Source organism: Streptomyces sp. NPDC058985 (assembly GCF_042740985.1).
Classification (GTDB): domain Bacteria; phylum Actinomycetota; class Actinomycetes; order Streptomycetales; family Streptomycetaceae; genus Streptomyces.
In genome coordinates, this window is sequence record NZ_JBHYJX010000001.1 from 169,417 (window position 1) to 181,467 (window position 12,051).

Here is a 12,051-nt window from a genome sequence, read left to right on the forward strand (position 1 = left end):
GTAAACGTCCTGGCCAGCACTCGGCCACGGTATGAGACGAAGCCCTCCCCGGCCGTCACGCCCCGCCGCCGCCCCCATCGTCCGTGCCCGTGCCCGTGCCCGTGCCCAGCATCGCCGCCGTGAGGACGTTCCCGGCGACGCCCCAGCCGCCGTCCGGGACCTCCTCGACGAGGACGACGGTGGTGGGGCGGGCGCGTTCCCCGTATATCTCCGCGTAGAGGTCCGTGGTGCGCTCGATCAGCTTCTTCTTGTCGGCCGCCGTGAGAGTGCCCGCGGGGACCTTGAACTCGGCGAAGGGCATGTCAGACCAGCCCTCCGTTGGCGCGCAGGACCTGGCCGTTGACCCAGTGGCCCGCCGGGCTGCCCAGGAAGGCGACCACCTCGGCGATGTCCTCGGGGCTGCCCAGCCGCTCCAGTGGCGGGGCCTTCGCGAGACGGTCGATCTGCTCGGGGGTCTTGTCGTTGAGGAAGAGATCGGTCGCCGTCGGGCCGGGCGCGACCGTGTTCACGGTGACGTCCCGGCCGCGCAGCTCCCGCGCCAGGATCAGCGTCATCCCCTCCACCGCCGCCTTGCTCGCCACGTACGCCCCGTACTCGGGGAACTGCGTGCCGACCACGGAGGTCGAGAACGTCACCAGCGAGCCGCCCGCGCGCAGCCGCCGGGCGGCCTGCTGGGCGACGACGAAGGTGCCGCGGATGTTGGTGCGGTGCATGGCGTCGAGGGCCGCCAGGTCCAGGTCGGCGACGGTCGACAGGGTCATCCGCCCGGCGGCGTTCACCACCACGTCCACGCCGCCGTACTCCCGCTCCGCCCGGTCGAACAGCGCGGCGACCGCCTTCTCGTCCGCCACGTCGGCCTGTACGGCGACCGCCCGGCCGCCGGCCCCGGTGATCGCCGCGACCGTCTCCTCGGCGGACGCCGCGTCGCGCGCGTAGTTCACGACGACCGCCAGGCCGTCCCGGGCGAGCTTCTGGGAGACGGCCCGGCCGATGCCGCGGGAGCCGCCGGTGACGACGGCGACCCGTGGGCCGGGGGCGGCGGGGTCGTACTGGGCCCGCTGTGTGCTCGGTGTCATGTCGGTCATGTCTTCACCCTGCGCCGCCCCGGCCCACGCATCCAGGGGATGTCATCCCCTGGGTGGCCGACCCGGCCGGGCGCAGAATGGGTGCATGGGCGCTGTGAAGTACACCGAGCTGGGGGCCTTCCTCCGATCCCGGCGCGAACGCATCCGGCCGTCGGACGTGGGGCTCCCGTCAGGGCCGCGCCGCAGAGTGCCGGGGCTGCGCCGCGAGGAGGTCGCCCAGCTCGCCGGGGCGTCGGTGGACTACTACAACGAGCTGGAGCGGGGTGCCGGGTCGCAGCCGTCGGAGCAGATGATCGCCGCGCTGGCGCGGGCGCTGCGGCTCTCCGCCGACGAGCGGGACTACCTCTACCGGCTCGCCGACCGGCCGGTGCCCGTGCAGGGCGGGGCCGCCTCGCACGTCCACCCCGGCATGCTCGACCTGCTCGGCCGGATGCCCGCGACCCCGGCCCAGGTGATCACCGACCTGCACGTCACCCTCGTACAGAATCCGCTGGCCGTGGCGCTGCTCGGGGACCAGTCCGGGCTGCGGGGGCCGAGAGCCAGCTTCGTGCACCGCTGGTTCACCGAGCCGGCGGCGCGGGAGCTGTATCCCGAGGCCGACCACGAGAGTCAGTCCCGCGCCTTCGTCGCCGACCTGCGGGCCGCCGCCGCGCGCAGGGACGCGCGGGATCCGGAAGCCGGCTCCATGATCCGTACGCTGCTCGACGTCTCACCCGAGTTCGCCGCGCTCTGGGCCGACCACGACGTCGCCTTCCGGCGCGACGACCGCAAACGGCTCAACCACGCCACGCTGGGCCTGATCGAGGTCAACTGCCTCAACCTGTTCAGCGAGGACGGACGTCAGCGGCTGCTCTGGTTCACACCGGCGGTGGGGACGGAGAGCGCGGGGCTGCTGGAGCTGCTGGCGGTCGTGGGGACGCAGGAGGTCGTCACACCGTCCGCGGTCAGTCCTGCGACGCGTACGGCAGGAAGGCCGCCCAGGCGGTCGGGGTGAGCGCGAGGCGGGGGCCCGCCGCTTCTACGTGCTTGGAGTCGCGGACGTGGATCGTGCCGGGGGTCTTCGCGATCTCGACGCAGGAGTTGCCGTCGTTTCCGCCGCTGTAGCTGCTCTTGAACCACGCCAGTTCGGCCTTGCGGATCATGTTTCTCCCAGCAGTTGTTCGATGAAGGCGTGCGACTCCCTCGACGGGAGAGCCTGCGCCCGGATGGTGCCGTACGTCGTGCTGGCCGTGTTGCCCTCAGCGCCCTACCCGTACGCCCCGCCCCGACAGCCCCGACACCGGCGGACAACCACCCGACAGTGACTGTACGTACCCACTGAGTCACTTCTCACCGTACGCACGCACCACCACGCTGAGTGACGTGAACCAGAAATCCGCCGAACTCACGACGGCCGTCCGCAACTTCAGCGTGCAGCTCTCCCCCACGCCGCGCGGGGCACGCCTCGCCCGTCTGCTCGCCACCGAGCAGCTCCGGAGCTGGGGCCTGCCCCTGGACCCCGCGCGCCAGATCGTCGCCGAGCTGGCGGCGAACGCGGCGGAGCACGGACGCGTCCCCGGGCGGGACTTCCGGCTCACGCTGTACGTCGTCGGGGACTTCCTGCGGATCGAGGTCACCGACACCCGGGGCGAGCGGCTCCCCTGCCCGCGGACGCCCGACCCGGACGCGGAGTCGGGGCGCGGCCTGCTGCTCGTCGAGGCGCTGGCGCACCGGTGGGGGGTCGTGGAGGGACGCTTTCCGCGGAAGACGGTGTGGGCCGAACTGAGCTGCCAGGCCGCGGAGTACGCCCCGTGAAGGATCATGTCCGACATGACGAACACCTCACGCCGCAACGTGCTCACCTTCCTCGCCGCCTCGGCCGCCACCGTCCCGCTGGGCGGCACCGCCGCCGCCTCGCCCGCGCGTGCCGCCGGGCAGGGCGCGGCCGCGCCGGCGGGCGCGCCGAGCACCCTGACCGCGGCCCGCTCCTCCGTGACGACGCCCCCGCTGGACCCGGCGTGGTTCAGCCGGCTCACCCTGGCGTCCCGCCTCACCACCACCGTGCTGCCCGGCACCCCGGCCCGTACCGAGGTCACCTCCGGGGGAAGACGCGTCGCACTGCTGACGCACGGCGCGCGCACCGTCGTACTGCCCGGCCCGCAGCGGACGTTCACGGAGAACAAGAAGCCGTTCGTGGACGACTTCGTCCGGACGCTGCCCGACCCGGCGCTGCCCGCCGACGACCGCGCGTACTGGGGCACCTCACCCGGCGGCGGGAGCTGGTCCACCCTCGGGCCGGTGGACGCCGACTACTCGGTGAGACCGGGGGCCGGGGCCATCGCCCTCAGTACCGACTACGCCAGCCGCCACGCCACCCTGCGGGACGACGAGATCACCGACGTCGACGTGCGTTCCGTCGCGCGGTTCGACAAGGTGCCGGCCGGTGACGCCTGCTCGTACGCCCTGTCGTTCGGGTACCAGAACACCCACAACAACTACCGGGCCAGGCTCTCCTTCACCACGTCCGGGGCGGTGCAGTTCCGGGTGGAGAAGGAGGTCGACGACACGGTCACCCAGCTCGCGGCGGCGGTGACGCTCGCCACCGGTGTGCCGGCCGGTACCGACTGGACGATACGGGTGCGGCGCGAGGGCACCCGTATCCGTGCCAAGGCCTGGCCCTCGGCCGGCGCCGAGCCGTCCGGGTGGGCCTTCGACGTCACCGACGCCACCTTCGGCAAGGGCCGCGTCGGCCTGCGCGCCCTCGCCAACCGCGGCTGCGCCAACCTGCCGGTGACGCTGCTCGTCAGCCGGTACGAGGTGACGGCCGCGGACTGGGCGGCGCCTCCCGTCGTCACCCACTCCTCCTGGGTGCGGGTGCTGCCCGAGCCCTTCGACGGAACCTGGACACCGGAGCTGGAGGAGATCGTGCGCGGCTGGTGCGGCTCGACGGCGCCGGACGTCCTGGCGTACGCCGCCATGTTCCTGGCCGGAGCCGCCCCCGTGGTCGCCGGTGCCGGGCCGGCCGAGGGCAGGCAGGTCATGGGCGAGGCGGGCTACGGCTACCTGGATCCGCGGGGCTACCGATACGAGGGCGCCGACTTCCACGAGTACATGCACAGCGGCTGGACCTTCCCGGACGGCACCTACACCGGCCCGTCCGCCAAGCAGGCCGGGAACCTGGACTGCTCGGGGTACACCCGCATGGTCTACGGCCACCACCTGGGCGTACCGCTGGCGGCGGGCCAGGACACCTCGGGCACGCGGCTGCCCCGCAAGTCCCGGGACATGGCCGACCACGCGCCCGGGGTGCGCGTCGCGCGGACGGACGGGGCGAAGCCGCCGGCGGCCGAGCAGCTCCAGCCCGGCGACCTGGTCCTGTTCAACGCCGACTCTGGGGACGACACCGAGACCGCGACGGCGGACCACGTCGGCATCTACCTCGGCGAGGACAGCGCGGGCGGGCGCCGCTTCCTCTCCAGCCGCAAGACGGCGAACGGGCCGACCATGTCCGACCTCGGCGGGGCCTCGCTGCTGGACGGCACGGGCACGTACGCGAGGACGCTGCACACGGTGCACCGCGTCTGAGCTGTTCGGCGGCCCTCCGTACGCCGGGCGACCCATTCTGGTCTGTACCAGACTCTTGCCCCCGCCCCTCCCCCGCCGCAAGCTCCCCTCATGGAGCTGGAGTTGCGGCATCTCAGGACGGTCCGGGCCATCGCCGACGCCGGCAGCCTCACCAGGGCGGCGACCGCGCTCGGGCTGGCGCAGCCCGCGCTGAGCGCGCAGCTGAAGCGGATCGAACGGGCGCTGGGCGGGGCGCTGTTCGTCCGGGGACGGCACGGGGTGCGGGCCACCGCACTCGGGGAGCTGGTGCTGGAGCGCAGCCGGATCGTGCTGCCCGCGGTGACCGAGCTGCAGCAGGAGGCGGCCCGGTTCGCGCGGGCGCCGCGGACCGCGCGGCACCTGCGGCTGGGCGGCACCCACGGGCCGCTCCTCGGCGCCCTGGTGGACCGGCTCGCCGACGTGGCGCCGGACGCCCGGATGACGACCTGCACGTCCTGGTCGGAGCGGGATCTGGCCGAGCAGCTGGCCGACGGCCGGCTGGACTTCGCGCTCGCCGGGACCTGCGGATCGGCGGCCCCGCCCGGTGCCGAGGGGCTGGTCTGGCGGGAGGTCGCCGTCGACCCGGTCTTCGTGATGATGCCCGGCGGCCACCCGCTCGCCGGCCGGCCGGAGGTGGACCTGACCGAGCTGGCGGGCGAGGAGTGGGCGTGCGTACCCGGCGACGGCTGCTTCGGCGACTGCTTCACCGCGTCCTGCGCCCGCGCCGGGTTCACCCCGCGCCGCATGTACGAGACGGACACGGCGTCCCTCGTCCACCTGGTGCGGGTGGGCCGGGCGGTCGGCCTGTGCCGGGCGACCTTCCCGACCACCCCCGGCATCGTCACCCGCCCGCTCACCGGCAACCCACTGGCCTGGCGGCACCTGCTGGGCTGGCACGGTGTGTCGCAGCTGACGGACCTCGCGGCCACCGTCCTCGCCCAGGCCCGGGGCGCGCACGCGGACGTGGCTGCGGGCAGTGACAGTTACACCGAGTGGCTGTCCGCGCACCCCGTCCCGTATGCCGGTGGCCGGCCGGGGTAGGCGGGGCGGCATGAGGCGATGGCTGAAGCTCGTGGCCCTGGCGGCCGTCTTGAGTGCCTGCATGGGCGTCGTCTCCCGGCTGTGGCAGGACACCTGGGCCGACGCCGCGTGGTTCGGCGTCACCATGTGCTGCGTGACGCTGGGCGTCTGGGGCGCCAGGGCCTACGTCGACCGCAACGCCCAGGGCAAGGACTGACGCGCTTCCGTGCGCCGCGTTCCATAACGCCGCCCAGAGGGCCAAGCGACGTCTTACGGCAGCCCTCCGCTCCTCCCTACGGTTTCGGCACCTCCCCACCGAGACCGAGGAGATCCCCCATGCCCCACCGACACCGACAGACCAGAGCCGTGGGTGCCGCCGTCGCCGCGACGGCCGCCCTGCTCGTGGCCGGGCTCAGCGGCTCCGCGAGCGCCGGGACGGCACCCTCCCCCGCCGCGCCCACGGCCGCCGAGTCGCTGCGCGCCGACGCCGCCCCGCCCGCCCTGCTCCGGGCCATGGAGCGCGACCTCGGCCTCGGCCGGGAGCAGGCCGAACGCCGGCTCGTGAACGAGGCCGAGGCCGGTGCCGTCGCGGGCCGGCTGCGGGCCGACCTCGGCGGCGACTTCGCGGGCGCCTGGGTGCGGGGCGCCGAGTCGGGCACGCTGACCGTGGCGACGACGGACGCGGCCGACGTGGCGGCGATCGAGGCGCGGGGCGCGGTGGCCGAGGTCGTCCGGCACTCGCTCGCCGACCTGGACGCGGCCAAGTCCCGGCTGGACCGGGCGGCCGCACACCGGGACACCACCGACGCGCCGGTCCGGTACGTCGACGTGCGCACGAACACGGTCACCGTGCAGGCCGTACGCCCGTCCGCGGCCCGCGCCCTCCTCGACGCGGCCGGTGTCGGCGCCGGGCTCGCGCGGGTCGAGACGTCGGCCGAGCAGCCCCGCCCGCTGTACGACCTGCGGGGCGGCGAGGCGTACTACATCAACAACAGCGGGCGCTGCTCGATCGGCTTCCCCGTCACCAAGGGCACCCAGCAGGGCTTCGCCACCGCCGGTCACTGCGGCCGGGCGGGCGCGAGCACGAGCGGCGCCAACCGGGTGGCCCAGGGCACCTTCCAGGGGTCCGTCTTCCCCGGCCGCGACATGGCCTGGGTGGCCACCAACTCCCAGTGGACGGCCACGCCCTACGTCAGCGGGGCCGGCGGTCAGAACGTGCAGGTCGCCGGGTCGACGCAGGCCCCGGTCGGCGCGTCCGTGTGCCGCTCCGGTTCCACCACCGGCTGGCACTGCGGCACCATCCAGCAGCACAACACCAGCGTGACCTATCCCGAGGGCACCATCAGCGGCGTCACCCGCACCACGGTGTGCGCCGAGCCCGGCGACTCGGGCGGCTCGTACATATCCGGCAGCCAGGCGCAGGGGGTCACCTCGGGCGGCTCGGGCAACTGCAGCAGCGGCGGTACGACCTTCTACCAGCCGATCAACCCGCTGCTCCAGAACTACGGCCTCACCCTGAAGACGACCGGTGACGGCGGCGAGGACCCGGGCGAGCCCGGGGAGCCCGGCGGCACCTGGGCGGCCGGCACCGTCTACCAGGCGGGCGACACGGTGACGTACGCCGGCGCCACCTACCGCTGCCTCCAGGGCCACCAGGCCCAGCGCGGCTGGGAGCCGTCGAACGTGCCGGCGCTGTGGCAGCGGGTGTGAGCGGCTGACCATCGCGGACGGGGGCGGGCCCGGGTGCGCGCAGGGAGAGCGCACCCGGGCCCGGTCGCGGCTGTGGGGCGTCAGGTGCGGGTGACCCGGCCGCAGGACCCGTCCGGCGTGAGCGGCTCGGTGGTGTCGTACGGGTCGATCGCGGGCCCGGTGGGCCGCGCGCCGTCGGGGCCGTCGTCGGCGAAACCGGGGTGCAGGTAGCCGTCGTTGACGTCGCAGTCGGTGTTGTTGTGCTCGGAGACGTACTTCTCCAGCACCAGCCTGCCCTCGGTCACGTCCCAGGCGTCCGGGTCGTTGAGCGTCAGGGTCAGTTCGCGGCGGACGATCGTGCGGGCCACCGGGCCGTCGGGGTCGTCGGTCCGCACCAGCGGGTAGACGAAGGTGTAGTCGGCGTTGACCTTCACGACGCCCGGCTTCCCGGCGGCGAGCGTCATGCGCCCGCGCACCTTGACCACGTCGCCTGCCAGGCGGGTCTCGGCCGGGTCGAAGCGGGTGAAGAGCTTGAGCGGGTCGTGCTCCTCGTCCGGTGCGCGCAGCGACCGGCGCAGCTTGGGCAGCAGCTCCGGCTGTTTCGGGTCGAGGACGGCCAGCGCCTTGTCCGGCTGCCCGCCGCGCAGGACGCCGGGGTCCAGGTTGGCGGCGACCAGCAGGTCCTTGGTGCGGCGCAGCGCGAACGCCACGTCGTCCTCGCTCATACCGGAGAGCGCCTTCGCCTCCGGTACCTCGATGGCGTCGGCGCCTTCGGCCCACCGTTCGGCGGGCGAGCCGCGGAAGGGGTGCTCGGGCGTGGCCCGGCCGGAGTCGGCGGGGTCGCCGGGGGCGCCGGTCGGCCGCGCGGTCTCGGCCGCCAACGGCTCTCCGGAGCCGCCGCCGTCGTCGTCGGGCAGTACCAGCGAGGGCCGTACGGCGACGACCGCGAGCGCCGCCAGGACCAGCACGCCGACGACCGCGCCCACCACCCGCTTGCGGGAGCCGCCGGCCGACGGCGCCGGGCCGGTACGCCATCCCGGCGGGGGCGGCGGCCCCTGGTCCTTCCGCCCGCCACGAGGGTCGGCGCGCCGGGCCGCCTCGTCCTCCTCCCGCAGCCGCCGGGCCACCATCCGGGCCCGCGCGGAGGGCTCCTTGGGCGCGGAGCCGCCACCGCCCTCGGCGGCCTCCCGGAGGAACGACTCCAGTTGCTCGTCGGACAGGGAGGACGACGGGTCGTCGTCGGAACGGTCGGGGGGCGGGACGGTACTCACGGACTCACTTTCCGGTGCGGGACGGCGGCGGCCGGCGGGAACTTCCGGCGATCAATCGTGCCGTTGCGTGAGGGAGAAGTGCAGGGCAGCGATGGGTTCGTGACCCAATCACAACCGCCGGCGCGGGCGGGCGACCGGCCGCCTCACGCCCGCAGATACGCCAGGACCGCCAGCACCCTGCGGTGGGTCTCGGTCGCCGGAGGCAGGTCGAGCTTGGTGAGGATGCTCCCGATGTGCTTGCCCACCGCCGCCTCGGAGACGACGAGTTGACGGGCGACCGCCGCGTTGGACCTGCCCTCCGCGACCAGCGCGAGCACCTCCCGCTCACGCGGGGTGAGCCGCTCCAGCGGATCCCGGCGGCGGCGCAGCAACTGGCGTACGACTTCGGGGTCGACGACCGTGCCGCCGTCCGCGACCTCGGTCAGCGCCTCGACGAACTCCTCGACCTGGCCGACGCGGTCCTTGAGCAGGTAGCCGACGCCCGTTCCGTCGCCGGAGTCCAGCAGCTCGGCGGCGTAGGTGCGCTGCACGTACTGGCTGAGGACGAGGACGGGCAGGGCCGGGCTCCGCTCCCGCAGCCGCACCGCCGCGTGCAGGCCCTCGTCCTGGAAGCCGGGCGGCATGCGGACATCGGTGACCACGACGTCCGGGGCGTGCTCCGCCACCGCCGCGACCAGCGCCTCCGCGTCCCCGACGGCGGCCACCACCTCGTGCCCGCAGCGGGCGAGCAGGCCGGTCAGCCCGTCCCGCAGCAGCACGCTGTCCTCGGCCAGCACTACGCGAAGCGTTCGGTCCACTCGCAAGGAATCTCCACGCGCAACAGGGTCGGTCCGCCCGGCGGGCTGGACAGGGAGAGTCTGCCATCCAGCACCGACACCCGGTCGGCGAGACCGGTCAGCCCGCTGCCCGCCCCGGCGTCGGCGCCGCCCCGGCCGTCGTCGCGGACCTCCAGGAACAGCCGTCCGTCGAGGTGACCGCCGGTCACCTCCGCGCGGTCGGCGCCGCTGTGCCTGCCGACGTTGGCGAGGGCCTCGCGGACCACGAAGTAGGCGGCGGCCTCCACCGCCTGGGGCAGCCTCCCGGCCAGCTCCAGGGTGACGTCGACGGGCACGGCCGACCGGTCGGCGGCGTCGGCCACCGCGGCCGCCAGGCCGTAGTCGGCGAGGACCTTGGGGTGGATGCCGTGGATCAGCTCCCGCAGTTCCTCCAGCGCCCTGCCCGCCTCGCCGTGCGCCTTGGCGAGCTGATCGGCCAGCGGGCCGGGCGGCGCGTCCAGCCGGGCCAGGCCGAGGGCCATCGTCAGGGCGACCAAGCGCTGCTGCGCCCCGTCGTGCAGGTCGCGCTCGATGCGCCGCCGCTCCGACTCGAAGGCGTCCACCAACCGCACGCGCGAGCGCGTCAGTTCGACGACTCTGGCGCCCAGGTCGCCGTCGCGCGGGGCGATCAGGACCCGGGTCAGCTCGGCCCGCGCACCGGCGGCCAGACCCAGCGCGTAGCCGCCCAGGGCGAGGAGCAGCAGGCCGAGCAGCGCGACGCCGGACGCGGCCGGCCAGGTGGTGACCGTCCACGTCTTGAGCACCTTCGCCTCCTCGCCGCCGCCGACCGTCGCCATCAGCAGCGGGGTGGCCGCCATGGACAGCGGTGCGGCCAGGGCGGCGGTGACGACCACCGCGTCCACCGGCCAGAGCAGACCGGCGAACAGCAGGGCGTGGCCCAGCTCCCGCCAGGTCGCCCGCTCCCGCAGCCGGGTGGTCAGCCAGGGCCACAGCCCCGGGACGGCCGGCCGCCGGTGCCGGTCCGGGGCGGGGTCGCGGTCGACGACGCGCAGCCGGTACCGCTCCAGGTGGGCGACGGGTATGCCCGCGAGGACGGTGAGGACCAGCAGCGGCAGGCCCACCACGACGACGGCGAGGACACCGGCCACGGTGGTGGCGGCCACGATCCCCACCAGGGTCACGGCACCGGCCACCGCCCCGGTCACCAGGTGGGCGACCGCGCGCCAGGGCCACGCCGACAGCAGGAAGCCCGGGCCGGACATGGCCTGCCACACGTTCCGAGGGTGCATGCGGATCACCGTAGAACTCCCCTCCGCGGCCGGACCATCGGCCCAGGGGGCGCTTCGGGGGTATGGCCCGCCCTACCTCACATCTCGCCTCCGCCTCACTGCGCCGCGGGGGTCCCGGACGGTTTCGTGGAGCCACCAGCGCAGAAGGCGACGAAGAAGGTGGAGTGGGGACAGATGAACAACAGCGCGGTCCACGCGGTCCGGTTGCGGTCCGTCAGCAGACGGTACGGGGCGGGCGACCACACCGTGACGGCCCTCGACGAGGTCTCCCTGGCCTTCCCCAGGGGTAGCTTCACCGCCGTCATGGGCCCCTCCGGCTCGGGCAAGTCGACCCTCCTGCAGTGCGCCGCCGGTCTCGACCGGCCCACGTCGGGGTCGGTCGTCGTGGGTGACACCGACCTGACCCGGCTGAGCGAGACGAAGCTGACGCTGCTGCGCCGCGAGCGCATCGGCTTCGTCTTCCAGGCCTTCAACCTGCTGCCGTCGCTGACCGCCGAGCAGAACGTGGCGCTGCCGCTCCGGCTGGCCGGACGCCGGCCCGGGCGCGCGCGGGTGCGCGAGGTGCTGCGGCAGGTGGGACTCGGTGACCGGGCCAAGCACCGGCCCACCGAGCTGTCCGGCGGCCAGCAGCAGCGCGTCGCCCTGGCCCGCGCGCTGATCACCCGCCCCGACGTGCTCTTCGGCGACGAGCCGACCGGCGCCCTGGACTCACGGACCGGCCACGAGGTGCTGGCCCTGCTGCGCGGCATGGTCGACGACGCGGGCCAGACCGTCGTCATGGTCACCCACGACCCGGTCGCCGCCTCCTACGCCGACCGCGTGGTCTTCCTCGTCGACGGCCACGTCCACGGCGAACTGACCGGCGCGGGCGCCGACGACATCGCGTCCCGCATGACGCGGCTGGAGGCCGTGCCGTGCTGAGTGTCGCGCCGCTCGCCGTCCTGGGACCGGCCCTCGCCTCGTCGTCAGCCGCACCCGCCCGGGAGCCGGAACGGCTCGCCCACGTCCACGGCGAAGAGGCCACCGCGCACGCCGACCCCATCGCCACGCCACCGACCCGGCCGGAGGCCGCCCCGTGCTGAACCCCGCCACGCACACACCCACCCGAGGGCCGTCGCCGCTCACCCGCCACACCGACCGCGTGAGCAGCAAACCAACCGGCACGAACGCCCACGCCAACACCACCCGCACAACCCGACCGGAGGCCCACCCGTGCTGAACCCCGCCACGCACACACCCACCCAAGGGCCGTCGCCGCTCACCCGCCACACCGACCGCGTGAGCAGCAAACCAACCGGCACGAACGCCCACGCCAACACCACCCGCACAACCCGACCGG

Annotated in this window: 14 protein-coding genes; 8 read left to right on the forward strand and 6 right to left on the reverse strand. The window is 74.5% G+C overall.

Annotation, left to right across the window (positions count from 1 at the left end):
- Nucleotides 1-55: 55 nt before the first annotated feature.
- Together ACFW01_RS00800 and ACFW01_RS00805 are read right to left on the reverse strand one after the other, a co-directional pair.
- On the reverse strand, nucleotides 56-301 hold the full coding sequence (locus ACFW01_RS00800) for a 4-oxalocrotonate tautomerase family protein (RefSeq protein WP_234957937.1): 246 nt from the start codon (nucleotides 299-301) through the stop codon (nucleotides 56-58).
- 1 nt (nucleotide 302) lies between these two features.
- A complete protein-coding gene (locus ACFW01_RS00805; RefSeq protein WP_384501927.1) occupies nucleotides 303-1,085 on the reverse strand; it encodes an SDR family oxidoreductase in 783 nt (260 codons plus the stop codon).
- A gap of 94 nt (nucleotides 1,086-1,179) precedes the next feature.
- Here ACFW01_RS00805 and ACFW01_RS00810 point away from each other — a divergent pair, with 94 nt between their 5' ends.
- Nucleotides 1,180-2,079, forward strand: coding sequence for a helix-turn-helix transcriptional regulator (locus ACFW01_RS00810; RefSeq protein ID WP_384502127.1), 900 nt, complete (start codon nucleotides 1,180-1,182; stop codon nucleotides 2,077-2,079).
- Here the strand turns inward: ACFW01_RS00810 and ACFW01_RS00815 are convergent.
- Nucleotides 2,030-2,227 carry a DUF397 domain-containing protein gene (locus ACFW01_RS00815; protein WP_234957939.1) on the reverse strand — a complete coding sequence of 66 codons (198 nt, stop codon included), beginning with the start codon at nucleotides 2,225-2,227 and terminating at the stop codon, nucleotides 2,030-2,032. The two genes, ACFW01_RS00810 and ACFW01_RS00815, sit on opposite strands and share 50 nt — an antisense overlap.
- A gap of 220 nt (nucleotides 2,228-2,447) precedes the next feature.
- Here ACFW01_RS00815 and ACFW01_RS00820 point away from each other — a divergent pair, with 220 nt between their 5' ends.
- From ACFW01_RS00820 to ACFW01_RS00840, 5 genes are all read left to right on the forward strand, one after another.
- A complete protein-coding gene (locus ACFW01_RS00820; protein ID WP_234957940.1) occupies nucleotides 2,448-2,879 on the forward strand; it encodes an ATP-binding protein in 432 nt (143 codons plus the stop codon).
- Between the two features lie 15 nt (nucleotides 2,880-2,894).
- Nucleotides 2,895-4,649: an NlpC/P60 family protein gene (locus tag ACFW01_RS00825; RefSeq protein ID WP_384501929.1), complete on the forward strand. Its 1,755-nt coding sequence runs from the start codon at nucleotides 2,895-2,897 to the stop codon at nucleotides 4,647-4,649.
- 90 nt (nucleotides 4,650-4,739) lie between these two features.
- Nucleotides 4,740-5,708, forward strand: coding sequence for a LysR family transcriptional regulator (locus tag ACFW01_RS00830; RefSeq protein ID WP_384501931.1), 969 nt, complete (start codon nucleotides 4,740-4,742; stop codon nucleotides 5,706-5,708).
- Nucleotides 5,709-5,718: 10 nt separating this feature from the next.
- A complete protein-coding gene (locus tag ACFW01_RS00835; protein ID WP_159394621.1) occupies nucleotides 5,719-5,904 on the forward strand; it encodes a hypothetical protein in 186 nt (61 codons plus the stop codon).
- 119 nt (nucleotides 5,905-6,023) lie between these two features.
- Nucleotides 6,024-7,397 carry a carbohydrate-binding protein gene (locus ACFW01_RS00840; RefSeq protein ID WP_384501934.1) on the forward strand — a complete coding sequence of 458 codons (1,374 nt, stop codon included), beginning with the start codon at nucleotides 6,024-6,026 and terminating at the stop codon, nucleotides 7,395-7,397.
- Nucleotides 7,398-7,477: 80 nt separating this feature from the next.
- Here the strand turns inward: ACFW01_RS00840 and ACFW01_RS00845 are convergent, their stop codons facing one another.
- The 3 genes from ACFW01_RS00845 to ACFW01_RS00855 form a co-directional block, all read right to left on the reverse strand.
- Nucleotides 7,478-8,647, reverse strand: a complete 1,170-nt coding sequence (locus ACFW01_RS00845; protein ID WP_384501936.1) for a hypothetical protein — start codon at nucleotides 8,645-8,647, stop codon at nucleotides 7,478-7,480.
- Nucleotides 8,648-8,790: 143 nt separating this feature from the next.
- Nucleotides 8,791-9,423, reverse strand: coding sequence for a response regulator transcription factor (locus ACFW01_RS00850; RefSeq protein WP_234958184.1), 633 nt, complete (start codon nucleotides 9,421-9,423; stop codon nucleotides 8,791-8,793).
- Nucleotides 9,423-10,712, reverse strand: a complete 1,290-nt coding sequence (locus tag ACFW01_RS00855; protein WP_384501938.1) for a sensor histidine kinase — start codon at nucleotides 10,710-10,712, stop codon at nucleotides 9,423-9,425. The genes ACFW01_RS00850 and ACFW01_RS00855 overlap by 1 nt, the downstream gene beginning before the upstream one ends.
- Before the next feature lie 174 nt (nucleotides 10,713-10,886).
- On the opposite strand from ACFW01_RS00855, the gene ACFW01_RS00860 reads away from it, so the two are divergent.
- Nucleotides 10,887-11,633, forward strand: a complete 747-nt coding sequence (locus ACFW01_RS00860) for an ABC transporter ATP-binding protein (RefSeq protein ID WP_384502129.1) — start codon at nucleotides 10,887-10,889, stop codon at nucleotides 11,631-11,633.
- Nucleotides 11,627-11,794 carry a hypothetical protein gene (locus ACFW01_RS00865; RefSeq protein WP_384501940.1) on the forward strand — a complete coding sequence of 56 codons (168 nt, stop codon included), beginning with the start codon at nucleotides 11,627-11,629 and terminating at the stop codon, nucleotides 11,792-11,794. Before ACFW01_RS00860 ends, ACFW01_RS00865 begins: the two co-directional genes overlap by 7 nt.
- Nucleotides 11,795-12,051: the final 257 nt, after the last annotated feature.